The sequence below is a fragment of the Microbacterium sp. TPD7012 genome (genome assembly GCF_003075395.1).
Lineage (GTDB): Bacteria > Actinomycetota > Actinomycetes > Actinomycetales > Microbacteriaceae > Microbacterium.
Map to the genome: position 1 here is coordinate 501,891 of NZ_QDFV01000004.1, position 25,917 is coordinate 527,807.

Sequence of the window (25,917 nt, forward strand, 5' to 3'; positions counted from 1 at the left end):
TCGACAGGTGCCCGATACCCGCCGGCTTCCCGTGCCCCTGGCGCTCGGCGGCGCAGCAGCCATCGGCGTCATGACGGCGATCCAGGCCCGCATCAACGGCGTGCTCGGCGTGAAGGTCGACGACGGCGTCGTCGCCGGGCTGATCTCGTTCGCGGTCGGCCTCCTCGCCCTCGTCGTCGTGATCTCCTGCATCCCCTCGGCGCGTCGTGGCGTCGTGCGCCTCGTCGGCGGGATCCGACACGGGCGGATCCCGTTCTGGATGCTGCTCGGCGGCGCCTGCGGCGCCCTCACCGTCTCCACCCAGGGCCTGACCGCGGGAGTGCTGGGCGTCTCGCTGTTCACCGTCGGGGTCGTGGCCGGACAGACGCTGAACGGACTGGTGCTCGACCGGATCGGCTTCGGCCCGGCCGGAGTCGTCGCGGTCACCCCCGGTCGCCTGGCCGGGGGAGCGCTCGCGCTCGCCGCGGTCGCGATCTCGCTCTCCGGCGACGTGCTCGCATCGGCGCCGCTGTGGATGCTGCTGCTGCCGTTCGCGACCGGCGTCGGCATCGCGTGGCAGGCGGCGACCAACGGACGGCTCGCGCAGAGGGTCGAGTCGCCCATCGCCGCCACGCTGATGAGCTTCATCGCCGGCACGATCGTGCTGGCCGCTGCCGCCGGAGTGAGCATCGCGGTCCGCGGGATGCCCGACGCTCCGCCGGCCGAGCCGTGGCTGTACCTGGGTGGTTTCCTCGGAGCCGCCTACATCCTCCTCGGAGCGTTCATCGTCGCGCACACGGGCGTGCTCCTGATGGGGCTGGGGTCCGTGCTCGGGCAGCTCGTGACCTCGGTCGTGATCGACCTCTTCTGGCCGACGGCGGCGGGTCCCGCGCTCTGGCAGATCATCGCGATGGTGATCGTCGCCGTGGCATCCGTCGTCGTCGCGCGGATCCGGCCCCGGCGCTGACGACTACTTCTTCTTCGCCTTCTTCGCCTTCTTCGCCGTCTTCTCGATCGGCTCGGTCCTCGCCGGCATGCGGGTCAGGAGCTTGCGGGCATCGACGGCCTTGCGCCGGCCCGGCTTGCGCCCGGCGGGCTTGCCGCCGACGTACAGCCAGCCGAGGAGCTCCTCGTTCTTCGCGAGTCCGTGCGCCTGGGCGACCGCCTTCGACCGCGTGTAGTGCCCGGTGCGCCAGAGGACGCCCCAGCCGGCCTCGTCGAGCAGCAGGCTCAGCGTGTGGGCGACGCCGGATGCGGTGGCCTCCTGCTCCCAGCGCGGCACCTTGTCGCTCTTGCGGTAGCTGGCCACCACCGCGATGAGCAGCGGCGCGCGAAGGGGCTTCGAGGACGGCGACTTGTCGCCTTCGGCCTTCGCGATCGCGGCGCCCAGCGCCTCGCGATCGGTGCCTCGCAGCTCGATCAGACGCCAGGGACGCAGCGAGGAGTGGTCGGCGACACGGCCGGCCGCGGCGACGAGGGTCACCAGCTCCTCGCGCGTCGGCGCGGTGTCATCGACCTTCGACCAGGACTGCCTGGCGCGAACGGCGTCGAGCGCGCTCACGACTCGTCGGGCGTGAAGTTCATCGCGATCGAGTTCATGCAGTAGCGGTCACCGGTCGGCGTGCCGAACCCGTCGGGGAACACGTGTCCGAGGTGGGAGCCGCAGTTCGCGCAGCGCACCTCGGTGCGCACCATGCCGAGGCTGGAGTCCTCGATGAGCTCGACCGCCTCGGGGCGGATCGACTCGTAGAAGCTCGGCCATCCGCAGCCGGAGTCGAACTTGGTGCCGCTCTTGAAGAGCTCGGCGTCGCACGCTCCACAGGTGTACAGGCCCGAGCGCTTCTCGTCGAGCAGCTCGCCCGTCCATGCGCGTTCGGTCGCGGCCTGGCGCAGCACGGCGTACTGCTCATCGCCGAGCTCGCGGCGCCACTCGTCTTCGGTCTTGTCCACGCTGTACGACATGTATCCTCCTGAGTCCCCTCCATTCTCCCTCCTGCGCCGGGGCGTCGGGTGCGCCGAGTCAGAATGGACGGATGACGGATGCTGTCCAGCAGCGCTACGCGCGGTTCGCCCGGGATGAGGCCCCGGGCCGCAGCGCGCTCTACGAGGAGTGGGCGGCCGGCGTCGCCGCCGATCCCGAGGTGCAGCGGATCCTCCTGCGGATCCCCGAGTCGAGGCGGCAGCCGCCCCTCGTGTTCGCGGTGACGCGGCTGCTCGGCGCCGACCTCGGCGGCTACCCGGCGTGGCGGCGCTTCGTCGTGCGGAATGCCGACGAGATCGTCGCCGCGTGCACGGCGCGGCAGCTCCAGACCAACGAGCCTCTGCGGCTCGCCGCGCTGCTCCCCGTGCTGTCGGAGATCGAGGGGCCTGTCGCGATGCTCGAGATCGGCGCGTCCGCGGGGCTGTGCCTCTATCCGGACCGCTTCTCCTATCGCTTCGTCGGCGAGGACGGAGCGCTCCGGGCCGCGCTCGACCCTGACGACGGCCGATCGACCGTGACCCTGGAGAGCCGGGTCTCGGGCGTCCTGCCACCGCTGCGGATGCCGGAGGTCGTCTGGCGGGCCGGCATCGACCTGGCGCCGCTGCACGCGGGGGACGACCGGGATCGGAGCTGGCTGCGAGCCCTGGTCTGGCCGGGGGAGAGCGGGCGGGAAGAGCGGATCGATGCCGCGCTCGACATCGCGGCATCCGATCCTCCTCGTCTCGTCGCGGGCGACGCGCTGGCGGAGATCGATGCGCTCGCGGCCGAGGCCCCCGCCGGTGCGACGCTCGTCATCACCACGCCGGGCGTGCTCGTGCACATCCCCCGGGCGGCGCGGACCGCTCTGATCGACCGCATCTCCGGGCTGCCCGCGCGGTGGATCACGATCGATCCACCCGGTCTGCTCGACGTCTGGGAGCCTCCCGTCGACGCGGGAGCCTGGCCGGGCTTCGTCGTCGCCCTCGACGGCCGCGTCCGTGCTGCGGCGGATCCGCTCGGGCGCTGGTGGGAGTGGCGCGCGGCCGTCGCGGCTGATGCGTCCTAACCTGGAGCCATGCTCGGAGATCTCACGGAGCGCGATCGCGCGATCCTCGCCCTCGAGGCGTCGTGGCCGCGCCACGGCGGGGCGAAGGAAGAGGTGATCCGGGCCCAGCTCGGCATGAGCGCGGCGCGGTACTACCAGGTTCTGGGGCGTCTGATCGAGTCCGACGTCGCGCTCGAATACGACCCGATGCTGGTGCGCCGTCTGCGGCGGATCCGCGACAGCCGGGCCGCCCAGCGCACCGCCCGCACTCCGCGATTCGTCGGCTGATCCTGCCCGATGGCGGTTCCGCGCCCGCGCCGCGGAACGGATTGACAGGAACGTGCCGCTAGCATCGAGGGGTGTCCAAGCCCAGCCGCGATCGCTTCGATGACGTCCCCCGCTCCTCCGGACGCGTCGGGGCCCACCGTGCCGAGACCCCCGGGATGAACGGCTGGGTCGTTCTGCTGTGGTCCTTCGTCGCGGCCCTGGTGCTCATCATCGCCGGCATCTTCGGCTCGCTGGTCGTCATGGGTCGCATCTCGCTGTTCCCCGAGACCGCGCCGAGCTCCGTGCCCACCCCCGAGGAGACCGGAGTCGTCGACACGACCATCTCGGTGATGATCCTGAACGCGACGCCTGAAGAGGGGCTCGACACGCAGATGCGCGACCTGCTGATCAACAGCGGCTGGCTCGCGGACAGCGTCTATGCGAGTGACAGCGCGAGCGTGGACTTCGAGACCACCACCGTCTACTACGTCGCGGAAGAGGACGAGCTCGCAGCGATCGGCCTGGCGCGCGTCATCGGCGGCGCCGAGGTCCAGCAGAGCGACTTCTACGCGGCGCTGAACGACACCGGCGCGAAGCAGATCACCGTCGTCATCGGCCTCGATCGATCCACCACGGTGCCCGAGACTCCTGCCGAGACTCCCGCCTCCTGACATCGGGATGCGCCCCGTCCCCGGCGGCTTGCACTCGGTGGTGTCGAGTGCCAGAATGGCGTTAGCACTCTCTTACTCCGAGTGCTAAACCCAACGTCTACGTCCAGGAGGGACGAAAAAACTCATGGCAAAGATCATTGCTTTCGATGAGGAGGCCCGCCGCGGCCTCGAGCGCGGCCTCAACATCCTCGCCGACGCGGTCAAGGTGACCCTCGGCCCGCGTGGCCGCAACGTCGTCCTCGAGAAGAAGTGGGGCGCCCCCACGATCACGAACGACGGTGTCTCCATCGCCAAGGAGATCGAGCTCGACGACCCGTACGAGAAGATCGGTGCGGAGCTCGTCAAGGAGGTCGCCAAGAAGACCGACGACGTCGCCGGTGACGGCACCACGACCGCCACGGTCCTGGCTCAGGCGCTCGTCCGCGAAGGTCTGCGCAACGTCGCAGCCGGCGCCGACCCGATCTCGCTGAAGCGCGGCATCGAGAAGGCCGTCGCGGCCATCACCGAGGAGCTGCTCGCCAGCGCCAAGGAGATCGACTCCAAGGAGCAGATCGCTGCGACCGCTTCCATCTCGGCTGCCGACCCCGCGATCGGCGAGCTGATCGCCGAGGCGATCGACAAGGTCGGCAAGGAGGGTGTGGTCACCGTCGAGGAGTCGCAGACCTTCGGCACCGAGCTCGAGCTCACCGAGGGCATGCGCTTCGACAAGGGCTACCTGAACCCGTACTTCGTCACGGACCCCGACCGTCAGGAAGCCGTCTTCGAGGACGCCTACATCCTCATCGCGAACCAGAAGATCTCGAACATCAAGGACCTTCTGCCCATCGTCGACAAGGTGATCCAGGACGGCAAGGAGCTCGTCATCATCGCCGAGGACGTCGAGGGCGAGGCTCTCGCGACGCTCGTGCTCAACAAGCTCAAGGGCATCTTCAAGTCGGTCGCCGTCAAGGCTCCCGGCTTCGGCGACCGTCGCAAGGCGCAGCTGCAGGACATCGCGATCCTCACCGGTGGTCAGGTCATCACCGAAGAGGTCGGCCTGAAGCTCGAGAACGCCACGCTCGACCTGCTGGGTCGTGCACGCAAGGTCATCGTCACGAAGGACGAGACCACGATCGTCGAGGGCGCCGGTGAGGCCGACCAGATCGAGGGTCGCGTCACGCAGATCCGTCGTGAGATCGAGAACACCGACAGCGACTACGACCGCGAGAAGCTCCAGGAGCGCCTCGCCAAGCTCGCCGGCGGCGTTGCCGTCATCAAGGCGGGTGCGGCGACCGAGGTCGAGCTCAAGGAGCGCAAGCACCGCATCGAGGACGCCGTCCGCAACGCGAAGGCTGCTGTGGAAGAGGGCATCGTCCCCGGTGGTGGCGTCGCGCTCATCCAGTCGGGCACGAAGGCTCTCGACGCTCTGTCGCTCACGGGTGACGAGGCGACCGGTGCCAACATCGTCCGCGTCGCCATCGAGGCTCCGCTGAAGCAGATCGCGCTGAACGCCGGTCTCGAGCCGGGCGTCGTCGCGAACAAGGTCTCCGAGCTTCCCTCGGGCCAGGGCCTGAACGCGGCAACGGGCGAGTACGTCGACATGTTCGCTGCGGGGATCATCGACCCGGCGAAGGTGACCCGTTCGGCTCTGCAGAACGCAGCGTCGATCGCGGCTCTCTTCCTCACGACCGAGGTCGTCGTCGCCGACAAGCCCGAGAAGGCTGCGGCACCGATGGGCGACCCGTCGGGTGGCATGGACTTCTGACGCTCGCATGAGGTCAGCGACTCCGTCGCACAGAACGCCCCCGGCTCCGGCCGGGGGCGTTCGGCGTTTCCGCCCTCTGGTGAGGACCGGGATCAGCGGAACAGGCTCGCCGAGTATCGATCGGCATCCGCATACTGCGCAGCGGCCGATCCGAGCGAGGTGCCGATCGAGTCGAGCACCTGCTCCACATGCAGCTGCGCCCCCTGCCACTGCTCGGCGCAGATCTGAAACGCGTTCGACGCATCGCCCATCCACGACGACTGCAGCTGCTGCAGCTGCGCCATGAGCGTGCGGGACTCGCTGCGAAGCCTCTCGATCGTGCCGCGGGTCGCCGCGTTCGCGGACTCGACGGCGTCGGTGTCGACGGTGAAGACAGACATGGGAACTCCTTCTCGTTGGAGCTCCGACGCTAGAGGCCTGAGGGGAGCGGCAGCCGTTCCGATCGGCGGTGCCGCCGCCGACTGTGCACAACCGGCCACGAGTGGTGGCGGTGGAGGGCGCTCACAGCTCCAGACGGTCGAGGGGCTGGGTGTCCTCGAGCAGGTGCGCGGGTGTCGCCCGGGAAGGCGCGAGGGGGAGCGTGACCGTGAACGTCGCGCCGCCGCCGGGGGTCTCCGACACCGCCACCGAGCCGTGCAGCGCCTTCACGATCGAGGCGACGATCGCGAGCCCCAGTCCGGAGCCGCCGGTCTCTCTGGCGCGTGAGGTGTCGGCGCGCCAGAAGCGCTCGAAGATCTGCTCGCGGATCTGCGGGGGGATGCCCTCGCCGTGATCGACGACCGCGATGCTCCCGGTGCCCCGCACCCGGTCGGAGTCGACGACGATCTCGATGGGGCCGTCCTCAGGCGAGAACCGCCGCGCGTTGCCGAGGAGGTTGGTGACGACCTGGCGCACCTTGTTCTCCTCGCCGAGGACGATGGGCGGGGTGCGCACGGGGGTGTCGGGAACCTCGGTGAAGTCGATCGCCGGCGGCTGCTCCGGCTGTCGCGGTCGGCGACGCAGCCGCGCCAGAGTGCCGCGGGAGAGGCCGCGCGGCGTGAGCCGAGCGGCAGCCGGGGCAGGCACGGGGGCGATCCGCACGGTCGCGGTGTCCGTCACCTCGACCGTGCGGTCGATGACCGTGACCGTGCGCCCGGGGGCCGCGGCCCGCACGTCGAGAGCGGCATCGCGGGCGATGGGGCGCAGGTCGAGCGGTTCGATCTCGGGCTCGCGTTCCTCGTCGAGGCGGGCGAGAGCGAGGAGGTCCTCGACGAGGACGCCCATCCGGATCGCCTCCTTCTCGATGCGCTCCATGGCGCGCGCCGTGTCCTCCTCGCCCTGGATGGCACCCATCCGGTAGAGCTCCGCGTAGCCGCGGACGCTGACGAGCGGGGTGCGCAGCTCATGACTGGCATCGCCGATGAACCGGCGCATGTGCTGGACCGTGCGATCGCGCTGAGCGAGGGAGCGGTCCACGCGATCGAGCATGGTGTTGATGGCGCTGTTCAGGCGGCCCACCTCGGTGGTGGGCTCGAGGTCGGTGAGCCGTTGGCGGAAGTCGCCGGCGGCGATCGACATGGCGGTGGCCTCGACCTGACCCAGTCGGCGGAACGTGAGCGTGACGAGACCGCGGGTGAGGAGGGCCGCGATGAGGATCGTGATCAGCGCGATCGTGATGTAGATGCCGAAATACTGGCTGAGGATGCGATCGACCTCGGCGAGCGGCATGGCGACGACCTGGATGCGCAGTTCGCCGCCGTCGCCCGGAACCGTGGCGACGGCGGCGCGGTACACGGATGCATCCGCACCCGGAAGATCGAAGGTCGTGTCGGCCTCCGACTGCGCCTTCGCGAGGGGGTAGCTCTCCGGGAAGAGCGGTCCTGCCTCCGACGCGTCCGCGGTCGAGGCCTGCAGCACGCCGTCGGCGTCGTAGATCGCGAACGCGAAGTCACGGGGCTGCTGGTCGCGCGGCGTGTAGATCGTGTCGCCTTCGACGGTCGTCATCTCGAAGTAGCGGTCTGCGAGGTCGCTGGAGACGAGCGCCGGAAGCTGGGCGTCGATGTTCCCGACGAGTGCCGTGCGCAGGATCGGGACCGTGCCGATCCCGGCGACGAGCAGACCGAGGGCGAGCACCGCGACGGTGACGCCCGTGACCTTCGCCCGCAGGCTGGTCCGCCGCCACCAGCTGGTGACCGCATCGGGCTTGTGCGCCATGCGGTCCTCCCGGGTGCGGCGTCTGCGCCGCGGAACGGCGTCGGGGGTCGTGCGGTCGTCAGACCGTCTTGCCGACCTTGAGCATGTATCCGAAGCCGCGCTTCGTCTGGATCAGCGACTCCTCGGTGTGCGGATCGATCTTGCGACGGAGGTAGGAGATGTAACTCTCCACGATGCCGGCGTCGCCGTTGAAGTCGTACTCCCAGACGTGGTCGAGGATCTGCGCCTTCGACAGCACGCGGTTCGGGTTCAGCATCAGGTAGCGCAGCAGCTTGAACTCGGTGGGGCTGAGCTCGATCGCCTCCTTGCCGACATGGACATCGTGCGTGTCCTGGTCCATCGACAGCTCACCCGCGCGGATGATCGACTCCTCGTCGGCCTGCATGGTGCGGCGGAGGATCGCCTGCGCCCTGGCGACGATCTCGTCGAGGCTGAACGGCTTGGTGACGTAGTCGTCGCCGCCGGCGTTGAGTCCCTCGATCTTGTCCTCGGTGCCGTCCTTCGCCGTGAGGAACAGGATCGGAGCCGTGAATCCGGCACCGCGGAGCCGCTTCGTCACGCTGAAGCCGTTCATGTCCGGGAGCATGACGTCGAGGATGATGAGGTCCGGCTCCTCCTCGAGGACGGCCGAGATCGTGGCGGCGCCGTTGGCCACCGTCTTCACCTGGAATCCGGCGAAGCTGAGACCCGTGGAGAGCAGGTCGCGGATGTTGGGCTCGTCATCGACGACCAGGATGCGCGCATCAGTCATGTCCCCATTATGGTGACTTCGGCAATGCGGATGCTGACTATTGTCCGGAACGGCGGGGTGTCGCCTCCGACGAGCCGCGAAATCCTCCCGTGGTCGGATGCGATCCACAGCCGCACCCGAGAGGATCGATGCATGAGCTCGACCGAGGACGACATCGCCGCCCCCGTACCCGTCACCGCCGCGCAGACGCCCGCGCCGGCCGAACAGATCGCCTTCCACCGTCTCGCGCGTGTGCGCCCGCGGTATCGCTGGTGGCGGGTGCTGCTCACGGGGCTCGTCGCCCTCGCGTTCTACGTGCTGCTGCTGCTGCTCCTCATGGTCCCGGTGGGCGTCGCGTCGGTGCTGGTACCGGAATGGGGCGCCGAGCTGCAGGTGCTCCTGGTGACCATGGAGTACTTCGACCTCGACCGCCCCTGGCTTCTCGTGGTCCTCGTGCTGCCGCTGATCCTGATGATCCCGCCGCTCCTGCTGGCCTCGCGCATCGTCGAGGGACGCGGGGTGGGGCTGCTGTCGTCCGTGGCGGGCCGGCTGCGGCTCGGCTGGCTCGGCAGGAGCCTGCTGCTCGCCCTCGCCGTCTTCGCGGTGTACTTCGCCGTGTCCCTCGGCCTCTCGGCGGTCACGGGCACCGAGGTCGTCCCCGACTTCTCGCACCCGAACCTCTGGATCATGGTGCTGCTCGTGCTCCTGCTGATCCCCTTCCAGGCGGCCGCCGAGGAGTACGTCTTCCGGGGCTACCTGATGCAGCTCGTCGGCGGCTGGCTGCGGCATCCGGCGTTCGCGATCCTGCTGCCGGTCCCGCTGTTCGTGCTCGGCCACGGATACGACGTCTGGGGCGCGGCGAGCGTGGGGGTCTTCGCGATCGTCGCCGCCTGGCTGTGCTGGCGGACGGGCGGTCTCGAGGCGGCGATCTCGCTGCACATCGTGAACAACGTGCTCATCTTCCTGTTCGGGTCCGTCGGGATGGTCGACGCGAACGCGACCTCCGGCACTCCGGTCGATCTGCTCGCATCGACAGCGGCGATGGTCGTCTACGCGCTGCTGGCCGATCGGTGGGCGCGCCGGCTCGGCATCGAGCGAACGCTCGCCGTGGCGCCGATCCCGGCGTCGCGCGGCGCCGAGGGAACCCATCGTCTGGACACCGTGATCCACGGCTGACCGCGGGCAGCGGTCCGGAGGGAATCACGCTGCGATCGCGTCGGCGTCCATGATCGTGTAGCTGTAGCCCTGCTCGGCGAGGAAGCGCTGGCGGTTCTGCGCGTAGTCCTGGTCGATCGTGTCGCGGGCCACGAGCGTGTAGAAGCTCGCCGTGTGGCCCGACTGCTTCGGTCGCAGCAGGCGACCGAGGCGCTGGGCCTCCTCCTGGCGGGATCCGAAGGAACCGGAGACCTGGATGGCGACGGATGCCTCGGGCAGGTCGATCGAGAAGTTCGCCACCTTCGAGACCACGAGCAGCGAGATGTCGCCCTCGCGGAACGCGCGATAGAGCTCCTCGCGTTCGTCCACGGGGGTCGCACCGGTGATCTGGGGAGCGTCCAGCGCTTCGGAGAGCGACTCGAGCTGGTCGAGGTACTGCCCGATCACCAGGATGCGCTCTCCCGGGTGCTTCGCGATCAGCTCGCGCACGGCCTGGACCTTGGCGGGAGCGGATGCCGCGAGGCGATAGCGCTCGTCGTCCGTCGCCGCCGCGTACTCGAGCCGGTCGCTCGGCGGAAGGTCGACGCGCACCTCGTAGCAGGCGGCGGGGGAGATGAACCCCTGCGCCTCGATCTGCTTCCACGGAGCGTCGAACCGCTTGGGGCCGATCAGGCTGAAGACGTCGCCCTCGCGGCCGTCCTCGCGGACGAGCGTCGCGGTGAGTCCGATCCGTCGCCGGGCCTGGAGATCGGCGGTGAGCTTGAACACCGGAGCGGGGAGGAGGTGCACCTCGTCGTACACGATGAGACCCCAGTCGAGGGCGTCGAGCAGCGCCAGGTGCGCGTACTCGCCCTTCCGCTTGGCCGTGAGGATCTGGTACGTCGCGATCGTGACGGGCTTGACCTCCTTGGCCTGACCGGAGTACTCGCCGATCTCCTCGGGCGTCAGGCTCGTGCGCTTGAGCAGCTCGTCGCGCCACTGCCGGGCCGAGACCGTGTTCGTCACGAGGATCAGCGTCGTGGTCTTGGTCGCGGCCATGGCGCCGGCGCCCACGATCGTCTTGCCCGCGCCGCAGGGGAGCACCACGACGCCCGAGCCGTCCTTGGAGAAAGCGTCGACGGCATCCTGCTGGTACGGACGGATCTGCCAGCCGTCCTCGGCGAGGTCGATCTCGTGCGGGGTGCCGGGCGTGTAGCCGGCGAGGTCCTCGGCCGGCCAGCCGATCTTGAGCAGTTCCTGCTTGATCTGACCACGTGCCCACGCGTCGACGACGAATGTCGCAGGGTTCGGGTGCCCGATCAGCAGCGGCTGGATGCGCTTGTTGTTCGCGACCTGGGTCAGCACGGCGGGGTCGGACGAGCGCAGGATGAGCGTTCCCTCGTCGTCGCGCTCGATCACGAGCCGCCCGTAGCGGTTGACGGTCTCCCGCAGATCGACCGCGACCGACGGCGGCACGGGGAAGCGTGACCAGCGGTCCAGCGTCTCGAGCATGTCCTCGGCGGTGTGGCCGGCGGCCCGCGCGTTCCACAGCCCGAGCCGCGTGATCCGGTAGGTGTGGATGTGCTCGGGGGCGCGTTCCAGCTCCGCGAAGATCGCGAGTTCGTGCCGGGCGCTCTCGGCGTCGGCGTGGGCGACTTCGAGCAGCACGGTGCGATCGCTCTGGACGATCAGGGGGCCATCAGACATAGCTGTCCAGTTTACCGGGCGCGAGAGGTGCGGGGCCTAGGGCACGACGATCGATGCGGCCAGGATGCTCGAGACGGGGAGGGTGCGCTCGACGTCGGCTGCCCGATCGCGTCCGCGCAGGCGGCCTCCGCCGATCCCGGTGGCCTCGAGCAGGAGCTCGCGCGTCGACCCGTCCGGCATCCCCACCGTGACCTGCAGCACGGCCTTGGCGCGGACCGCCGCTTCGAGCTCGCGGTCGAGCCATGCCGCATCGGCATCCGGGCCCTGATGGTCGCGCAGGCGCGCGATCAGTCCGTTCAGATCGCGATCGTCGGCGGGCGCGGCCGTGACGGGAGGTGCAGGATGCCGTTCCCGCACCGGGACGGCGCCGTCTGCCCCGACCAGGGTCGCCGGGTAGCGCGCGTCCGTGAGAGCCCAGTAGACGGTCTCCCGGCCGACGCGCGTGGTGAGCGACTCGGCGTGCTTCGCGAGCGCGAGCGGGCGCAGGGACTGGTCGACCGCCATGGCCTGGATGAGGTGGAGGTCGGTGCTCTCGATGCGCGTGCGGCCGGTCTCATCGTCGGTGGAGACGCGGACGAGGCCGTGCCGCTGCGCGGTCTGGGCGACCAGGTAGCTGAGCGGCTGCGGGATCCCCGTGAGGGAGATCCCCTTGAGGAACTCGAGGATCGACTCCTCGGTCTCGCCGGCGACGAAGGCGTGGGCCATCGACTCCGCGGTGAAGCGGTACGACGACGCCTGCGCAGCGGACTCGCGGGCGGCGATGGCGCGGAGGCGCACGTCGAGCGCGGGCTCGAGCGGTCCCGGCGCGATCGCGGTGAGATCGTTCTGCAGGAAGATGCGATCGACCTCGGCGGGGAGCAGACGGACGAGCGCGGCCGGGTCGACATCCTCGCCGCGACGCACGGACGCCGCCCATTCGGGTTCGGTGCCGTCCTCCGCGACCAGGCCGAGAAGGCGCGCCGCCTCGCGCAGGAGGCGGGAGCGCTCCGGCCAGGACGGATCCCACGGATGCGCGAGCGGCCAGGCCTCGGGGGGAATCCACCCGCCGCTCGGGGCGCGGACGCCGCGCGGAAGCGCGGCGCGGAAGCTCGTCACGAGGACGGTCCAGCGATCCGCGACGGAGGATCGCAACCAGGTCTCCGCCGAGGCCGTGGTGCGCAGCCGACGGTCCGCGGTGACCGCGAGTCCGGCGTCGAGGGCGATGGAGAGTAGCGTGTCGACGATGTCGGCCGAGATCCCCGAATCCGCGAGCTGGCGCTTCTCGCCGGCGCTGATGCTGCCGCCGGCGAGCAGCGCGAACGGTGTCTCGCGGGCGACGAGCAGCACATCGGCGAGCACGGCGACCGTGGTGAACGCTCGCTCCGCCGCGTGCGCGGCCGCGGTCTCCGCTGCCGGCCCCGGGGCTGCGACCTCGTCGACCTCGGCGACGGAGCGCCCGGCGAGCACCGACGCGAGCGGGGCATAGGGGGTGCCGTCCGGTCGGAGGAGTGCGAGTGCCGTGAGCGCATCGCGTTCGCGGCCGGCATCCTCGCCGTCGGTCGCTCGGAGCAGGGCCGCCGCCTCGGAGGCGGTGAGGGAGGGGAGGAGCTTCGTCAGGGCGGACGCATCGAGCAGCGCCTCTGCGGCGTCGAAGAAATCCTGCCACGCGACATCCGGTCGCACCCCGCGGGACGACAGGAGGTGCCGCAGTGCGTCATCGCTCGACGCGGCCAGCCAATCCGCCAGCGGTCGTGCGTGTGTGCTCATGGGCGCTGCCTCAGGAACGCGATGCCGCGCGACCCTTTCGGATGAAGCTCATCACGAGCAGCGCGATGATCATCACGAAGGCGACCGGCAGTCCCCAGAACGGGATCGCGGCGATCACCGGCCACAGTCCCTCGCCGAAGGCGGACTGGTCCATGCCGACGGCGGTGCCGATGATGATGGCGAAGAAGCAGATCACGGATGCCGCCGCGATTCCGAGCGCGGAGAACGCGAGGATGCGATCCACCCGGCGGACGGGAATCTCCGGTTCGGAATTCTGCGTGCTCATCCGTCTCACCCTACTCGCACCGTGGCCTCGATTCCGCCGGTCCGGCGACCGGTAGGCTGGGAGAGCGCGCGCAACTGCCTGCGCACTCTTCTGCATACCGATTTCAGCGAGGTTCTCCCATGCCCACCGGCAAGGTCAGGTTCTACGACGAAGACAAGGGTTTCGGCTTCATCGCCAGCGATGACGGCCAGGACGTCTTCCTGCACGCCTCAGCGATGCCCACCGGCACCGCGGTGAAGGCGGGAGCGCGCGTGGAGTTCGGAGTGGCGGACGGCAAGCGCGGTCTGCAGGCGCTCTCGGTGCGCGTGCTCGAGGCACCGCCGAGCCTGTCCAAGGCCAAGCGGATCCCGGCCGATGACATGGCGATCATCGTCGAGGACCTCGTGAAGCTCCTCGACACCATCGGCGGAGACCTGCGTCGCGGACGCTATCCGTCGTCCGGACACGGCCGCAAGATCGCGGCCGTCCTGCGCAAGGTCGCCGATGACCTCGAAGCCTGACGCCGACGCGCGTCTCCTCGACGCCCACGATCTCGCGCTGGACGCCCTCCGCGAGATCACTCCCGCGACCTCGATCGGCCCCGCCGCGGGTTACCTCCTGGAGGACGACGGGTCGGTCTCGCTGCGGTTCGAGAACCGGCTTCCCGGCTATCCCGGGTGGTACTGGACCGTGACGGTCGCCCGCGTCGAGGACGCGGAGCCGACCGTGCTAGAGGTCGAGCTGCTCCCCGGTGACGGCGCCCTGCTCGCACCCGAGTGGGTCCCGTGGGCCGAGCGCCTCGCGGACTACCGCGCGCACCAGATCGAGCTCGCCGAGCAGGCGGCCGCCGAGGCCGCCGAGTCCGGCGAGGCCCTGGACGACGATGCCGATGACATCGACGAGGACGCGGAAGAACTCGACGACGACGATCTCGAGGACGACGACGAAGAGGACGGCCACGCCACGGTCCTCCACGCCGGCGACGTCGACGGGGTCGACATCGACGAGCTCGACCCGAGCGTGTCCGACGAGGACTCGACGGATGACGGCTTCGACGAGGATGAAGACGACGCCGAGGAAGACGACGCGGACGAAGACCTCGACGACGATGCCGACGCGGACGACTCCGACGACGAGGAGTGACGCCGGCGCTCAGGCGCCGATGTTCTCCAGCACGTAGTCGAGCGAACGGGTCAGCTGACGGATGTCGTCCGGCTCGATCGAGACGAAGGTCGCCACGCGGAGCTGGTTGCGACCGAGCTTGCGGTACGGCTCGGTGTCGACGATCCCGTTGGCGCGCAGCGTCTTCGCGATCGCCGCCGCGTCGATGCTCTCGTCGAAGTCGATCGTGACGACCACCGGCGAGCGGTGTGCGACGTCGGCGACGAACGGCGTCGCGACGGCAGATGCCTCGGCCCAGTCGTACAGCGCCGAAGAGGACTCCGACGTGCGGCCGGCGGCCCACGCGAGTCCGCCGTGGTCGAGGATCCAGCGGAGCTGGCTGTCGAGCAGGTGGAGCGTGGTGAGGGCCGGGGTGTTGAGCGTCTGGTTCAGGCGCGAGTTGTCGACCGCGTTCTTCAGGCTGAGGAACTCGGGGATGTAGCGGTCGGACGCGGCGATCCGCTCGATCCGCTCGATCGCGGCGGGGGAGACGGCGGCGAACCAGAGTCCTCCGTCGGATCCGAGATTCTTCTGCGGGGCGAAGTAGTACACGTCGGCCTGAGTCACGTCGAAGTCGATGCCTCCGGCGGCGCTGGTCGCGTCGATGACGGTGAGGGCGCCCTCCGCGCGGACGCGCTCCACCGGAGCGGCGACGCCCGTGGACGTCTCGTTGTGCGGCCAGGCGTACACGTCGACGCCTTCCACGACCTCGGCGTTCGCACGGGAGCCCGGCTCGGACTTGCGCACGTCGGGGGCCTCGAGCCACGGGGCGCCCGCGGCGGCCGCGAACTTGCCGCCGAACTCCCCGAACACGAGGTTCTGGCTGCGGCGCTCGATGAGGCCGAAGGCGGCCGCGTCCCAGAACGCCGTCGAGCCGCCGTTGCCGACGAGGATCTCGTACCCCTCCGGAACGCGGAACAGGGCGGCGAGCTGCTCGCGCACGCTGCCGACGAGGTTCTTCACGGGCGCTTGACGGTGGGATGTCCCGAGGATCGCCGCCCCCGACGAGAGAAGCGCCTCGAGCTGCGCGGGGCGCACCTTCGAGGGGCCGCAGCCGAAACGACCGTCAGCGGGCAGGAGGTCACCGGGAATCTCGATCGCCATGCGTCGATTCTAGGGGGCGCGCGGCATCCTTCCCCGCCGACGGCGGATCCGATGTCCGTCCGGGAATGTAGGCTTGCCTAAGAATCTCGGAGGGCCTGCACATGACCGATCTGATCGACACCACGGAGATGTATCTCCGCACCATCCTCGAGCTCGAGGAGGAGAACATCGTGCCCCTGCGCGCGCGCATCTCCGAGCGCCTCGGGCACTCCGGCCCCACGGTCTCGCAGACCGTCGGTCGCATGGAGCGCGATGGGCTGGTCGTCGTCTCCGAGGACCGCACCCTCGAACTCACCGACGCCGGGCGGCGCAAGGCCGTCGACGTCATGCGCAAGCACCGTCTCGCCGAGCGTCTCCTGTCCGATGTCATCGGGCTGGACTGGGCGTTCGTGCACGAGGAGGCCTGTCGCTGGGAGCACGTGATGAGCGAGCAGGTCGAGCGTCGCCTCGTCGAGCTCCTCGGCCACCCCACGGAGTCTCCCTACGGCAACCCGATCCCGGGCCTCGACCAGCTCGGCGACCTGCCGGCGCGCACCTTCGACGAGGGCGTCATCGGCCTGGTCCAGAAGCTGAACGCGGCGGGCGCGCCCATCGACGGCACGGTCCGCCGTCTCGCCGAACCCGCTCAGGTCGATCCGGAGCTGCTGGAGCAGCTGCGCGATGCCGGCGTCATGCCCGGCGCGCACGGCGACTTCCGCTTCAGCGAGGGCTACGTCCTGATCCAGATGGACGGCAAGGAAGACGGGCTGGAACTGCCCGTCGAGCTCGCCTCGCACATCTTCCTGGTCGGTGAACCGGCCTGATCCACGCGGAAAGTCAGGGCTCTGCGTCGATTGCCAGGTTCCCAGGGTGACATGATCGTTATCTTCCGGTAACCTCGGTCAAGTCGTCAGCGAAGAAGCCCGCTGGCGATGACCCGCGAAGATCGCCTTCCAGGCTCGTCGTCTTCACGGCAGGAACGCACAAAGTACCCGAGCTACATTCGTGCCACGAGAACGAGAGTGCCGACGAGCCAGCGCTACCCGAAAGCGCGAGGGCCCAGGAGGACAAAGTTTTGGCCGCAGACATCGAACCGACCGCGAAGACATCTGAAGACCGAGTTCCCGCCCGCCGCACCGGTGCGCGGGTGACGGCTCGCAAGGCCGTCAAGCCCCTCCGATCCGTCGCCATCTTCGCGGCCGTCGGTGCCCTGGTGGCCGCCGTCGCCCTTCCCGCCTACGCGGCGAGCAAGCCGGCAGAGGCGTCGACCACCGTCCAGCAGCTCGCAGCCGTCGACGCGCAGTCGCTCGTCGTCGCCTCGCAGGCGACCGCAGCGCCGCTCAACCGCGGAACCTTCACGGCGACGACGCCGGAGGAGATCGAGAAGAAGAAGGCAGAGGCCGCAGCCGCCGCACGTGCAGCGGCAGCCTCGCCCGCCACCGCGAACTTCAACACCGCCGGCTACGCGCTGGTCTCGCCCGGATCCGGGGAGGTGCGCTATCCGCTGCCTCCCGGCTCCTACACGGAAGGCCGCACGATCGGCGGCGGCCACAACGGCGTCGACATGCTCGCGCCGGCCCTCACCCCGATCTACGCCACGGCGGCGGGCGTCGTCCGCGCGTCGGCCGAGAGCATCGGCGGCTACGGCGTCTGCGTCATGATCGACAGCGTCGTGGGCGGACAGCAGGTCCAGAGCACCTACGGTCACATGACCTACGGCTCGCGTCAGGTCGAAGAGGGCCAGACCGTCTCCGCCGGACAGCTGATCGGCTACGTCGGCAGCACCGGAAGCTCGACCGCCAACCACCTCCACTTCGAGGTGTGGATCAACGGCGGAATCGTCGAGCCCTACTCCTGGCTCGCGGCGAACGCCGGCTGATCCGCGGACACGCCTCCGTCCGTTCATCTCTCGTTTCGCCTCCCATCCAGCTGGATGGGTTAGCCTGAACCCGTTGTCGTACTGGCGGGAGAGGCAGATGGAGCGAATATCGAGCATCCGAACCATGGATGCCCTCGGTCGTCACGTCCTTCTGCATAGCCCGCAGGGATGCCACGGCGTTGCCGCGCGCGAAAGGCGCTGTCTGTAGACAGCGCCTTTTTTCGTCCCTGCGAACGCTCTGCCGCCTGCGCGACCTCGTGTGAGTCGAGAGTGCCGGGAAGCCGTCCCGGCGGATCGAGAGGATGACGAATGCGCACACTGGTCCTGAATGCCGGATACGAGCCGTTGGCGATCGTGTCGTTCAAGCGAGCGCTCGTGCTCGTGATGAACGACAAGGCCACGGTGATCGAACGCGTGGAAGACGATCCCGTCTGGGGGAGTCACGGCGTCTACGAACGCCCCGCGGTGATCATCCTCTCCCGCTACGTGCGGGTGCCGAAGAGCAGACGGGTGCCGGTGACCAGACGGGGCGTCCTCCGCCGCGACAACCACCGCTGCGGGTACTGCGGCAAGGCCGCATCCACCATCGACCACGTGCTCCCTCGCTCGCGCGGCGGCGCGGACTCCTGGGAGAACCTCGTCGCCTGCTGCCTGCGCTGCAACAACGTCAAGAGCGATCGGACGCCGCAGGAGATGCGCTGGCAGCTGCGGTTCACTCCCCGCCCGCCGCACGGCACCGCCTGGACCGTTCGCGGGACCGAGCGCAGCGACCCTCGGTGGGAGCCGTATCTCGCCCTCGCGGCGTGAAGAGTCGGGCGGACGCACCCGGAGACGGAGGAAGGGCCGCCCGTGAGGGCGGCCCTTCGCGTTCCGTGCCCGCGACAGGATTCGAACCTGCGACCTGCCCTTTAGGAGAGGGCTGCTCTATCCCCTGAGCTACGAGGGCGCGGTTCAAGTCTAGGCGACCGATCGGGCGCCCCCGCCGCTAATCCTGCCCGCGCCGCCACAGCTTCGAGGGCCACCAGATGGCCTTGCCGATGTCGTATGCGAGCGCAGGCACCAGGAGCGAGCGCACCACGAACGTGTCCAGCAGCACGCCGAACGCGACGATGAACGCGAGCTGCACCAGGAACAGGATCGGGATGACCGAGAGCGCCGCGAACGTCGCGGCGAGCACGAGCCCGGCCGAGGTGATCACTCCGCCGGTGATCGAGAGTCCGCGCAGGACACCCTCGCGGGTGCCGTGCGCCTTCGACTCCTCCCGCACGCGGGTCATCAGGAAGATGTTGTAGTCGATGCCCAGGGCGACGAGGAACACGAAGCCGAAGAGCGGGACGGCGGGATCGGCTCCGGGGAACTGGAAGATCCTGTTGAACACGAGCGCCGAGACGCCCATCGCCGTGCCGAAGGAGAGCACCGTGGTCAGGATCAGCAGCACCGGTGCGAGGACCGACCGCAGCAGCAGCATCAGGATGAACATGATCACGACGAGGATCACGGGGATGATGAGGTTCCGGTCGTGGATCGACGCGTCGTTCGTGTCGATCGAGGTCGCGGTCACTCCGCCGACGAGCGCATCCAGCTCGCTCAGCTCGGAGCGCAGCTCGCGGACCGTCGCGGCGGCGGCGTCGGAGTCCGCGGCATCCGTGAGCGTCGCCTGGAGCAGGACGTCGCCGTCGACGACCGTCGGCTCCGGGGCCGGTGTACCCGGAGGGCCGACGGCGGTCAGCCCGTCCTCTGTCACGGTCGCCGTGCCGCTGGGCGAGTCCGCCGCGGTGACGGACACCCCGTCGATGCCGTCGCTCGCGAGCAGCACGTCGGCGGCATCCTGGAGCCGGTCCTCGGCCACGACGACGTAGGCCGGGCTGCCGGACCCGCCGGGGAAGTGCTCGCCCAGGGCGGCCTGACCGTCGCGCGCCTCGGACGCCCCGAGCACGAGGTCGGACTGCGGGATGCCGACGGCATCGAGCTGGGTGACGCCGGCCGCGCCCACGAGGAGCACGACGGTCGTGGCGATCCAGATCACGCGAGGGCGGCGCTTGATGAGGCCGGCCAGCCGCGCCCACAGCCCCGTCGTCCGCATGCCGTGCTCCGCCTCGACGACCTCGGGTTCGAACTTCGGGCGACGCGGCCAGAAGACCGCGCGACCGCACAGCAGCAGCAGCGCCGGGAGCAGGGTGAGGGCCGCGAGCATCGCGAACACGATGCCGATGGCGGCGACGGGGCCGAGCGTGCTGTTCGACTTCAGGTCGCTGAGCAGCAGGCACAGCAGGCCGGCGATCACCGTGCCGCCCGACGCCACGATCGGCTCGAAGGAGCCCCTCCACGCGGCGGAGACGGCGGCGCCCTTGTCCTGGACGACGCGGAGCTCCTCGCGGAATCGTGCGACGAAGAGCAGGGCGTAGTCGGTCGCCGCGCCGATCACGAGGATGAACAGGATGCCCTGGGTCTGACCGCTGAGCAGCAGGATCTCGAACTTCGCCAGCCACCACACCACCAGCAGCGCGACGCAGAGCGCGAACAGGCTGGTCGACAGCACCACGAGCGGTAGCAGGAACGAGCGGTACACGAGCACGAGGATCACCAGCACGGCGAGGAGCGCGACGCCCAGCAGGAGCCCGTCGATGCCGGAGAAGCCGGCCACGAGGTCGGCGCTGAAGCCGGCAGGACCGGTGATGTAGACCGTGATGCCCTCGGGCACGGCGCCGCGAAGCTCCTCGCCGAGGGCGGCGGTGGCGTCCGCGAGCTCGGCATCGCTCTGGATCGGGATGAACGCCTGCACGGCGCGCCCGTCTTCGGAGGGGAGCGCGGGGGAGACCTCGGCGCCGACCCCCTCCACGGAGGGCGCGTCGGCGACGGCATCCGAGATCGCGTCGAGCTCGCTCGCGGTGAGCTCCTCCTCGGACGTGAACACGGCGATGGCGGGGATGGAGTCGCTGTCGTTGAACTCGCCGAGCAGCTTCTGCACCTGGGTGGCGTCGGCGGACTCGGGGAGGTAGGTCGTCTGATCGTTGGACGACACCTCGTCGACCTTGCCGAACAGCGGCCCGCCGAGCGACGCGCCGACGAGCCAGACGAGGATCAGCGCCACCGGGATGAACACGCGCACCCAGGAGTGTCGTCGTGAGCGCTCTCGGGTCGGCGGAGCAGGGTCGTGATCAGGGCGGGACATCGGGGGCCTTTCGGAGGGCTGCGGTGCGGGAATCAGGAGACCCACGCGAGGATGAGGATCATCGTCGCGAGGAAGCCGGAGAAGTAGTTCAGGGCGATGAAGCGCCGCCACGCGCGGTTCGTGGTCGCGGAGGTGTCATCCGTGACGTTCCACCAGGGCGCGGCGTTCACGACGTAGGGCAGCGCGAGGAGCGCGGCCAGCGGTCCCGGCCAGGACGTCAGGAGCATGGCGGCGCCCGCGACGACCCAGAGGCCCAGCGACAGCCGCACCGTCGCCCGCGCGCCGATGACCGTGGCGATCGAGGAGATCCCAGCCTCGCGATCCGGGCCGATGTCCTGCACCGCGCCGAACGCGTGCGCGGCCATCCCCCAGAGGAAGAACGCGGTGAGCGTCAGCACGGCGGCCGCGGTGACGTCGGCACCGGCGAGGGCGAGGCCGACGACGGCGGGACTGACGAAATGCGTGCTCGAGGTCAGCGAGTCGAGGAAGGGCCGCTCCTTGAAACGCAGGACAGGGGCGGAGTACGCGATCACGGCGAAGACGCTCACCGCCAGCCAGATCCAGGATGCCGGGTTCCCGACGATCACGAGATAGGCGAGGAAGGGGATGTTGGTCAGGGCGGCGGCCCAGAGAGTCGCGCGATGGATGCGGGGCGCGAGCAGGGCGCCCTCGATGCCGCCCTTGCGCGGGTTGGCGAGGTCGGAGGCGTAGTCGAAGACATCGTTGATCCCGTACATCGCGAGGTTGTAGGGGATCAGGAAGTACAGCGTGCCGATCACCAGCGTGAGGTCGATCTCGCGGGTGCTGAGCAGATAGGCCGCAGCGAACGGGAACGCGGTGTTGATCCAGCTGATCGGCCGCGACGAGAGGACGATCTGCGCGATGTCGCGCCCGGTGCTGCGGGCGGCCGATGCCTCGGCGCTCATGCCTGCTGCTCCCCGTCGTCCGCGCTGCGGGCGTCCCGCTCGCGTCGCCGGGCGCGCAGCGCGGTCCACAGCGGCGGGAGGAGCAGGGCGCCGGCGAGGGGGTAGGCGAAGTCCTCGATCGGCGCCAGGCCGATGTGCAGACCCAGCAGATGTGCGGGCGAGTAGTGGAACAGACCGGTCGCGATCATCACGGTGTCGAACACGGCCGTCAGCGCGAAGAGGGCGAGGATCGTCAGCGCGACGGCGGCCGGGCCGGGGCCGCGCCGACGGGATGCCACGGTCAGGACGATGCCGCAGACGGCGGCGACGGCGAGGAAGCACGCGGCGAGCTGGAGATAGGTCACGGTCGCCGCTCCTGCGCCTCGCGTCGCGCACCGAGATGCGCGAGGATCCGGACGGCTCCGGTGTAGAGGATCATCGTGCACAGGACGAGGAAGAGGAGGAACACGGGTTCCTCGATCGGCAGCTCCGGAGCCAGCACGATGCCCGTCGCGATCGTCGCCTCTCCGCGGAAGAAGATCCCGCCGGCGATGCCGGCCACGTCCCAGAGCAGGAAGAACACGAACCCGGCGACGGTGACGATCGTGGCCGACAGCGCATCGCGCCAGAAGAAGAGGCGGAATCGCCGGTCGAGCAGCAGCATGCAGCCGGAGAACAGGATCAGCGCGCCCAGGTAGAGCACGCCCATCAGCCGGACTCCCCGCGCACGGGCTCCCGCACGGGCTCGCGGAGCGGGCCGGCGGAGTGATCGCCGCGCACGCGCTTCAGCACGATCTCGGCGCTGATGAGGCACATCGGGACGCCCACGCCCGGTGCGGTCGTGCCGCCCGCGTAGTAGAGGCCGCGCACGCGGCGCGAGGCGTTCTGCGCGCGGAACATCGCACTCTGACTGAGGATGTGCGCGGGTCCCAGCATCCCCCCGCGCCAGGAGTTGTAGTCGTCGCGGAAGTCGGCGGGTCCGATCGTCTCGCGGACGACGATGCGCTCGCGGAGATCGGGCACGTCCGCCCATGTCGAGATGAGGTCGATGGCGGCGTCCGCCGCGCGTTCGACCTGCGGCGACCCGGCGCCGTCGGAGCCGCCGTGGCCGAGGTCGACGTCCGCGGGCACGGGGACCAGCACGAAGAGGTTCTCGTGGCCGGGCGGGGCGACATCGGCGTCGGTCGCGCTCGGGCGGCAGACGTACGTCGACGCGGGGGAGGGGACCGAGGGGCTGTCGCCGAAGATCGCGTCGAAGTTCGCGTTCCAGTCGTCGGTGAAGAAGAGGGAGTGGTGCGGGAGCTCGGGGAGGGAACCGCGGATGCCGAGCATCACGAGCACGCCGCCGGGTCCGCTGGTCCGGCGCTGCCACCAGGATTCCGGGTAGGACCGCAGAGCCGGGGGGAGCAGAGCCGTCTCGGTGTGGTGCAGGTCTGCCGCCGAGACCACGATGTCGGCGCTCTCGAGGTGCTCGGCGCCGGTCGCGTCGGACCAGGTCACACCGGAAGCCACGGGTCCGTCCGGTCCGTCCTGCGTGCGGATGCCGGTGACCTGCGCTCCCGTGATGACGCGGACCCCGGCGTCGCGGGCCAGCTCGCCGATGCGCTCGACCACCCGCCAGAAGCCTCCCTGCGGGTAGCTCACGCCCTGGTCGAGATCGAGCGCGCTCATCAGGTGGTACATGGCGGGTGCGCTGCGCGGATCCGTGCCGAGGAAGACCGCGGGGTATCCGAGGATCTGACGGATGACCGGGTGGCGGAAGCGGTGGGCGGCGAACGACTGCAGCCGGGTGCCGAGCAGCGAGAACAGCCGGGGGAGTGCACGCAGCACCTCGGGCGCGGTCAGGGTCCGGAGCCGCGTGAACGGGTTGTACAGGAAGTACTTCTCGGCCATGGTGCTCGCCTCGTGCGCGGAGTCGAGGTAGGCGTCGAGAGCGGCCGCGGACCCGGGTTCGAGGGACTCGAAGAGCCGGGAGACGGCCGCGCGCCCCGCCGGGACGGTGACGGGGCCCGCCGAGACGTCGGGAGACCGGAAGACGCGGTAACCCGGATCCAGGAGGGTGAGATCGAGCTGCGCCTCGGTGGTCGTGCCCATCATCGCGAAGAAGTGGTCGAACACCTCCGGCATGAGATACCAGGACGGGCCGGAGTCGAACCGGAAGCCGTCGCGCTCGAGGGTCCCGGCGCGTCCGCCGATCCTCTCGTTCTTCTCGAGCACGACGACATCGTGCCCGTCGCGCGCCAGCAGCCCGGCAGCGGCGAGGCCGGCCACTCCCGCGCCGATCACCACCACGCGGCTCATCGGTCGCGCTCCAGTGCGGTGACGATGAGGGCGCGTGCTGCGAGACCTGCCTTGATCGGGTCGGGAACCCGGACCCGCCGGCGGTACAGCACCTCGACGGGCGTGCGGGCGACGCGCTGCGTGAGGGCGGCGAACAGGGCCAGCGCGCTGCGCACGGCCGCGCGGGCGTCTTTGGGGAGGAGGGGGATCGCGGCGCGGGCATCGTCGAGCTGTCGACGCACTGTGCCGACCCACGCATCGCGATCGGCGTCGGTGAGCCGGTTCGTGCCGCCCAGGTAGCCGCGATGGAGCCGATCGGTGTCATCGGCCAGGTCCCGGAGGAAGTTCACGTTCTGGAAGGCGGCTCCCAGCTGGCGCGCGCCGCGGACGAGGATCTCGTGCTCCTGGGGCGTCCGATCCTCCCCGCGCAGGAAGACCTGCAGACACATGAGCCCGACGACCTCCGCCGAGCCGTACACGTAGTTCGCATGCGCATCGGCGTCGTAGGAGGCGAAGCCGGCGTCCGCGGCGATGTCCGCTGTCATCGAGTCGAAGAAGGGCTGCGTCAGATCCTCGCCGATCGAGCATTCCCGCGCGGTGCGGGCGAAGGCGTGGAGGATGAGATCGCTGCTGTAGCCGCTGCGCATCGAGCGATGGGTCTCGGCGATGTACGAGGCGAGCGCCGCGGACTGGGCTGAGACGTCGAGGCCGGCCTCCGCCGCGACGCCGTCGACGATCTCGTCGGCGATCCGCACCATGGCGTAGATGTTGCGCACGTGCTGGCGGTGGCGCTTCCCGAGGAGGCGGGTGGCGAGCCCGAACGAGGTCGAGTACGCGCGGATCACGTCGGTCGTCGCGATCTCGGCCGTGCGGTTGAAGCGTCGGAGAGCGCCGTCTGCGCGTTCGTCGGTCATACCGTGCGGCCTTCGATGCGAGACGTGAGGCCGAGGATCGTCCGCCCGGCCGCCGGGGAGATGGTGCCCGCCGACTCGGCCTCGCCGAGCACGGTCGACACCGCGCCGAGCTGCTCCTGCACGAGGCTCCGGACGAATCGCTCCGCACCGCACTCGCGGAGGCGATCGCGGATATCGGCGGCGTCCGCATCGCTCAGGTCCATCGAGCCGAAGCGCAGCTCGATGCTCGGCCAGTGGCCGGTCATGCGCGCGTAGGCGATGATCGCGGTCTCCTTGCCCTCACGCAGATCCGAGAAGGCGTCTTTGCCGTGCGCCTCCGGGTCGCCGAACACCGAGAGCAGGTCGTCCTGCAGCTGGTAGGCGAGCCCGAGGTGCCGGCCGATCGCGGTGAGCTGCTCCTCGGCAGCCGGCGACGAGCCGGCGAGAACGGCGGCGGCGCGCAGCGGGAGGACGAAGGAGTACGTCGCCGTCTTGTACGCGCTGGTCGAGAGGATGGTGCGCAGGTCCGGAGCGATGATGCCGTCGCTCAGGCCGATGTCGGTGTGTTCGCCGGCGACCGTCTCGAAGATCGTCTGCTCCAGCAGGGCGAGCAGGCGCACCCGCGCGTCACTCGAGACGTCGGTGCGTGCGAATCCCAGGACGGCGGAGGCGAGGAGCAGATCGCCCATGAGGATCGCGCTCGAGCGTGCCCAGTGCAGTGCCGGCTCCGCGGGCTCGGTCGATCGGCGCTCGACGAGCGAGCCGATCAGATTCGGGCGCCGGCGGCGGATCAGGTCGCCGTCGATCACGTCGTCGTGGAGCAGGAAGGCGAAGTGCAGCAGCTCGACATGCACCGCGACGTCGATGGCGCGCTCGACCTCGGCGGGCGAGAGGCCCGACGGCGTCAGGCTGCGCAGCAGATCGATCAGCAGCCGGGGTCGGATCAGCTTTCCGCCGAGGGCGTGTTCGGCGGCCGCCTGCCACAGCGCGACGAACTCTGTGCCGTAGTGCTCGGCGGCGGCGCTGCGCTCGGAGAAGCGACGCCTCAGCGCCTCTTCGATCCGGGTGCCGAGATCCTCCTCCGTCGCCGTGGTGGTCATGGC

General features: G+C 69.9%; 27 protein-coding genes and 1 tRNA gene. 11 read left to right on the plus strand and 17 right to left on the minus strand.

All coding sequences use genetic code 11. From position 1 onward, the window contains the following. Window positions 1-37 precede the first annotated feature (37 nt). Window positions 38-946 carry a DMT family transporter gene (locus tag DC434_RS13990; RefSeq protein ID WP_116635969.1) on the plus strand — a complete coding sequence of 303 codons (909 nt, stop codon included), beginning with the start codon at window positions 38-40 and terminating at the stop codon, window positions 944-946. A 3-nt stretch (window positions 947-949) separates the two neighbouring features. Here the strand turns inward: DC434_RS13990 and DC434_RS13995 are convergent, their stop codons facing one another. Both DC434_RS13995 and msrB read right to left on the minus strand, forming a co-directional pair. Then, entirely contained in the window at window positions 950-1,540 is a 591-nt protein-coding gene (locus tag DC434_RS13995; RefSeq protein WP_116635879.1) for a nitroreductase family protein, read from the minus strand. Beyond that, window positions 1,537-1,941: a peptide-methionine (R)-S-oxide reductase MsrB gene (gene msrB, locus DC434_RS14000; protein ID WP_116635880.1), complete on the minus strand. Its 405-nt coding sequence runs from the start codon at window positions 1,939-1,941 to the stop codon at window positions 1,537-1,539. Before msrB ends, DC434_RS13995 begins: the two co-directional genes overlap by 4 nt. Window positions 1,942-2,012: 71 nt before the next feature. On the opposite strand from msrB, the gene DC434_RS14005 reads away from it, so the two are divergent. The 4 genes from DC434_RS14005 to groL all read left to right on the plus strand — a co-directional run bounded on the left by DC434_RS14005 (window position 2,013) and on the right by groL (window position 5,666). Continuing rightward, a complete protein-coding gene (locus DC434_RS14005) occupies window positions 2,013-3,005 on the plus strand; it encodes a DUF2332 domain-containing protein (RefSeq protein WP_116635881.1) in 993 nt (330 codons plus the stop codon). A 9-nt stretch (window positions 3,006-3,014) separates the two neighbouring features. Continuing rightward, on the plus strand, window positions 3,015-3,272 hold the full coding sequence (locus tag DC434_RS14010; RefSeq protein ID WP_116635882.1) for a DUF3263 domain-containing protein: 258 nt from the start codon (window positions 3,015-3,017) through the stop codon (window positions 3,270-3,272). Between the two features lie 71 nt (window positions 3,273-3,343). Beyond that, on the plus strand, window positions 3,344-3,922 hold the full coding sequence (locus DC434_RS14015; protein ID WP_243408937.1) for a LytR C-terminal domain-containing protein: 579 nt from the start codon (window positions 3,344-3,346) through the stop codon (window positions 3,920-3,922). A gap of 124 nt (window positions 3,923-4,046) precedes the next feature. Continuing rightward, window positions 4,047-5,666, plus strand: coding sequence for a chaperonin GroEL (groL, locus tag DC434_RS14020; RefSeq protein WP_116635883.1), 1,620 nt, complete (start codon window positions 4,047-4,049; stop codon window positions 5,664-5,666). Between the two features lie 92 nt (window positions 5,667-5,758). On the opposite strand, the gene DC434_RS14025 is transcribed toward groL, so the two are convergent. The 3 genes from DC434_RS14025 to DC434_RS14035 all read right to left on the minus strand — a co-directional run bounded on the left by DC434_RS14025 (window position 5,759) and on the right by DC434_RS14035 (window position 8,610). Next, the gene (locus tag DC434_RS14025) at window positions 5,759-6,046 is read right to left on the minus strand and encodes a WXG100 family type VII secretion target (protein ID WP_116635884.1); all 288 of its coding nucleotides are present in this window, start codon (window positions 6,044-6,046) and stop codon (window positions 5,759-5,761) included. Window positions 6,047-6,167: 121 nt separating this feature from the next. After that, a complete protein-coding gene (locus DC434_RS14030) occupies window positions 6,168-7,859 on the minus strand; it encodes a HAMP domain-containing sensor histidine kinase (RefSeq protein WP_116635885.1) in 1,692 nt (563 codons plus the stop codon). A gap of 58 nt (window positions 7,860-7,917) precedes the next feature. Further along, on the minus strand, window positions 7,918-8,610 hold the full coding sequence (locus DC434_RS14035) for a response regulator transcription factor (protein ID WP_116635886.1): 693 nt from the start codon (window positions 8,608-8,610) through the stop codon (window positions 7,918-7,920). 132 nt (window positions 8,611-8,742) lie between these two features. On the opposite strand from DC434_RS14035, the gene DC434_RS14040 reads away from it, so the two are divergent. Next, window positions 8,743-9,765, plus strand: coding sequence for a CPBP family intramembrane glutamic endopeptidase (locus DC434_RS14040; RefSeq protein WP_165808077.1), 1,023 nt, complete (start codon window positions 8,743-8,745; stop codon window positions 9,763-9,765). Between the two features lie 24 nt (window positions 9,766-9,789). Here DC434_RS14040 and DC434_RS14045 read toward each other — a convergent pair whose 3' ends face one another. From DC434_RS14045 to DC434_RS14055, 3 genes are read right to left on the minus strand one after another with little or no spacing between them, the layout of a single operon-like run. Then, complete coding sequence (locus tag DC434_RS14045; RefSeq protein ID WP_116635888.1) at window positions 9,790-11,430, minus strand: DNA repair helicase XPB; 1,641 nt, start codon at window positions 11,428-11,430, stop codon at window positions 9,790-9,792. A 36-nt stretch (window positions 11,431-11,466) separates the two neighbouring features. After that, window positions 11,467-13,176, minus strand: a complete 1,710-nt coding sequence (locus DC434_RS14050; RefSeq protein WP_116635889.1) for a helicase-associated domain-containing protein — start codon at window positions 13,174-13,176, stop codon at window positions 11,467-11,469. A gap of 10 nt (window positions 13,177-13,186) precedes the next feature. Further along, a complete protein-coding gene (locus tag DC434_RS14055; protein WP_116635890.1) occupies window positions 13,187-13,462 on the minus strand; it encodes a multidrug ABC transporter ATPase in 276 nt (91 codons plus the stop codon). Window positions 13,463-13,581: 119 nt separating this feature from the next. Between DC434_RS14055 and DC434_RS14060 the strand changes: the two genes are divergently transcribed. Further along, the gene (locus DC434_RS14060) at window positions 13,582-13,962 is read left to right on the plus strand and encodes a cold shock domain-containing protein (RefSeq protein ID WP_116635891.1); all 381 of its coding nucleotides are present in this window, start codon (window positions 13,582-13,584) and stop codon (window positions 13,960-13,962) included. Further along, entirely contained in the window at window positions 13,946-14,584 is a 639-nt protein-coding gene (locus DC434_RS14065; protein WP_116635892.1) for a DUF3027 domain-containing protein, read from the plus strand. The genes DC434_RS14060 and DC434_RS14065 overlap by 17 nt, the downstream gene beginning before the upstream one ends. A 9-nt stretch (window positions 14,585-14,593) precedes the next feature. Here the strand turns inward: DC434_RS14065 and serC are convergent, their stop codons facing one another. Continuing rightward, window positions 14,594-15,706: a phosphoserine transaminase gene (gene serC, locus DC434_RS14070; RefSeq protein WP_116635893.1), complete on the minus strand. Its 1,113-nt coding sequence runs from the start codon at window positions 15,704-15,706 to the stop codon at window positions 14,594-14,596. Window positions 15,707-15,807: 101 nt separating this feature from the next. On the opposite strand from serC, the gene DC434_RS14075 reads away from it, so the two are divergent. From DC434_RS14075 to DC434_RS14085, 3 genes are all read left to right on the plus strand, one after another. Beyond that, window positions 15,808-16,509 (plus strand): metal-dependent transcriptional regulator, encoded by a 702-nt coding sequence (locus DC434_RS14075; protein ID WP_116635894.1) that lies wholly within the window; start codon window positions 15,808-15,810, stop codon window positions 16,507-16,509. A gap of 323 nt (window positions 16,510-16,832) precedes the next feature. Further along, on the plus strand, window positions 16,833-17,564 hold the full coding sequence (locus DC434_RS14080; protein WP_243408938.1) for a M23 family metallopeptidase: 732 nt from the start codon (window positions 16,833-16,835) through the stop codon (window positions 17,562-17,564). Between the two features lie 309 nt (window positions 17,565-17,873). Continuing rightward, entirely contained in the window at window positions 17,874-18,371 is a 498-nt protein-coding gene (locus DC434_RS14085; RefSeq protein WP_116635896.1) for an HNH endonuclease, read from the plus strand. A gap of 66 nt (window positions 18,372-18,437) precedes the next feature. Here DC434_RS14085 and DC434_RS14090 read toward each other — a convergent pair. The 8 genes from DC434_RS14090 to DC434_RS14125 all read right to left on the minus strand — a co-directional run bounded on the left by DC434_RS14090 (window position 18,438) and on the right by DC434_RS14125 (window position 25,914). Further along, a tRNA-Arg gene (locus tag DC434_RS14090) sits at window positions 18,438-18,510 on the minus strand. 39 nt (window positions 18,511-18,549) lie between these two features. Continuing rightward, on the minus strand, window positions 18,550-20,736 hold the full coding sequence (locus tag DC434_RS14095; RefSeq protein ID WP_116635897.1) for an MMPL family transporter: 2,187 nt from the start codon (window positions 20,734-20,736) through the stop codon (window positions 18,550-18,552). Window positions 20,737-20,768: 32 nt separating this feature from the next. Next, complete coding sequence (locus DC434_RS14100) at window positions 20,769-21,662, minus strand: prenyltransferase (protein ID WP_116635898.1); 894 nt, start codon at window positions 21,660-21,662, stop codon at window positions 20,769-20,771. Next, window positions 21,659-22,006: a lycopene cyclase domain-containing protein gene (locus DC434_RS14105; protein WP_116635899.1), complete on the minus strand. Its 348-nt coding sequence runs from the start codon at window positions 22,004-22,006 to the stop codon at window positions 21,659-21,661. The genes DC434_RS14100 and DC434_RS14105 overlap by 4 nt, the downstream gene beginning before the upstream one ends. Beyond that, complete coding sequence (locus DC434_RS14110) at window positions 22,003-22,350, minus strand: lycopene cyclase domain-containing protein (protein ID WP_116635900.1); 348 nt, start codon at window positions 22,348-22,350, stop codon at window positions 22,003-22,005. Before DC434_RS14110 ends, DC434_RS14105 begins: the two co-directional genes overlap by 4 nt. Continuing rightward, window positions 22,350-23,942 (minus strand): phytoene desaturase family protein, encoded by a 1,593-nt coding sequence (crtI, locus tag DC434_RS14115; RefSeq protein WP_116635901.1) that lies wholly within the window; start codon window positions 23,940-23,942, stop codon window positions 22,350-22,352. Before crtI ends, DC434_RS14110 begins: the two co-directional genes overlap by 1 nt. Next, window positions 23,939-24,835 (minus strand): squalene/phytoene synthase family protein, encoded by an 897-nt coding sequence (locus DC434_RS14120; RefSeq protein ID WP_116635902.1) that lies wholly within the window; start codon window positions 24,833-24,835, stop codon window positions 23,939-23,941. The genes crtI and DC434_RS14120 overlap by 4 nt, the downstream gene beginning before the upstream one ends. Continuing rightward, window positions 24,832-25,914: a polyprenyl synthetase family protein gene (locus DC434_RS14125; RefSeq protein WP_116635903.1), complete on the minus strand. Its 1,083-nt coding sequence runs from the start codon at window positions 25,912-25,914 to the stop codon at window positions 24,832-24,834. Before DC434_RS14125 ends, DC434_RS14120 begins: the two co-directional genes overlap by 4 nt. Window positions 25,915-25,917: the final 3 nt, after the last annotated feature.

Bases quoted from the DNA above. Each gene is read 5' to 3' on its own strand.
- msrB (WP_116635880.1), bottom strand. From the start codon at position 1,941: ATGTCGTACAGCGTGGACAAGACCGAAGACGAGTGGCGCCGCGAGCTC.
- DC434_RS14005 (WP_116635881.1), top strand. From the start codon at position 2,013: ATGACGGATGCTGTCCAGCAGCGCTACGCGCGGTTCGCCCGGGATGAG.
- DC434_RS14010 (WP_116635882.1), top strand. From the start codon at position 3,015: ATGCTCGGAGATCTCACGGAGCGCGATCGCGCGATCCTCGCCCTCGAG.
- groL (WP_116635883.1), top strand. From the start codon at position 4,047: ATGGCAAAGATCATTGCTTTCGATGAGGAGGCCCGCCGCGGCCTCGAG.
- DC434_RS14025 (WP_116635884.1), bottom strand. From the start codon at position 6,046: ATGTCTGTCTTCACCGTCGACACCGACGCCGTCGAGTCCGCGAACGCG.
- DC434_RS14030 (WP_116635885.1), bottom strand. From the start codon at position 7,859: ATGGCGCACAAGCCCGATGCGGTCACCAGCTGGTGGCGGCGGACCAGC.
- DC434_RS14035 (WP_116635886.1), bottom strand. From the start codon at position 8,610: ATGACTGATGCGCGCATCCTGGTCGTCGATGACGAGCCCAACATCCGC.
- DC434_RS14040 (WP_165808077.1), top strand. From the start codon at position 8,743: ATGAGCTCGACCGAGGACGACATCGCCGCCCCCGTACCCGTCACCGCC.
- DC434_RS14045 (WP_116635888.1), bottom strand. From the start codon at position 11,430: ATGTCTGATGGCCCCCTGATCGTCCAGAGCGATCGCACCGTGCTGCTC.
- DC434_RS14050 (WP_116635889.1), bottom strand. From the start codon at position 13,176: ATGAGCACACACGCACGACCGCTGGCGGATTGGCTGGCCGCGTCGAGC.
- DC434_RS14055 (WP_116635890.1), bottom strand. From the start codon at position 13,462: ATGAGCACGCAGAATTCCGAACCGGAGATTCCCGTCCGCCGGGTGGAT.
- DC434_RS14060 (WP_116635891.1), top strand. From the start codon at position 13,582: ATGCCCACCGGCAAGGTCAGGTTCTACGACGAAGACAAGGGTTTCGGC.
- DC434_RS14065 (WP_116635892.1), top strand. From the start codon at position 13,946: ATGACCTCGAAGCCTGACGCCGACGCGCGTCTCCTCGACGCCCACGAT.
- serC (WP_116635893.1), bottom strand. From the start codon at position 15,706: ATGGCGATCGAGATTCCCGGTGACCTCCTGCCCGCTGACGGTCGTTTC.
- DC434_RS14075 (WP_116635894.1), top strand. From the start codon at position 15,808: ATGACCGATCTGATCGACACCACGGAGATGTATCTCCGCACCATCCTC.
- DC434_RS14085 (WP_116635896.1), top strand. From the start codon at position 17,874: ATGCGCACACTGGTCCTGAATGCCGGATACGAGCCGTTGGCGATCGTG.
- DC434_RS14095 (WP_116635897.1), bottom strand. From the start codon at position 20,736: ATGTCCCGCCCTGATCACGACCCTGCTCCGCCGACCCGAGAGCGCTCA.
- DC434_RS14100 (WP_116635898.1), bottom strand. From the start codon at position 21,662: ATGAGCGCCGAGGCATCGGCCGCCCGCAGCACCGGGCGCGACATCGCG.
- DC434_RS14110 (WP_116635900.1), bottom strand. From the start codon at position 22,350: ATGGGCGTGCTCTACCTGGGCGCGCTGATCCTGTTCTCCGGCTGCATG.
- crtI (WP_116635901.1), bottom strand. From the start codon at position 23,942: ATGAGCCGCGTGGTGGTGATCGGCGCGGGAGTGGCCGGCCTCGCCGCT.
- DC434_RS14120 (WP_116635902.1), bottom strand. From the start codon at position 24,835: ATGACCGACGAACGCGCAGACGGCGCTCTCCGACGCTTCAACCGCACG.
- DC434_RS14125 (WP_116635903.1), bottom strand. From the start codon at position 25,914: ATGACCACCACGGCGACGGAGGAGGATCTCGGCACCCGGATCGAAGAG.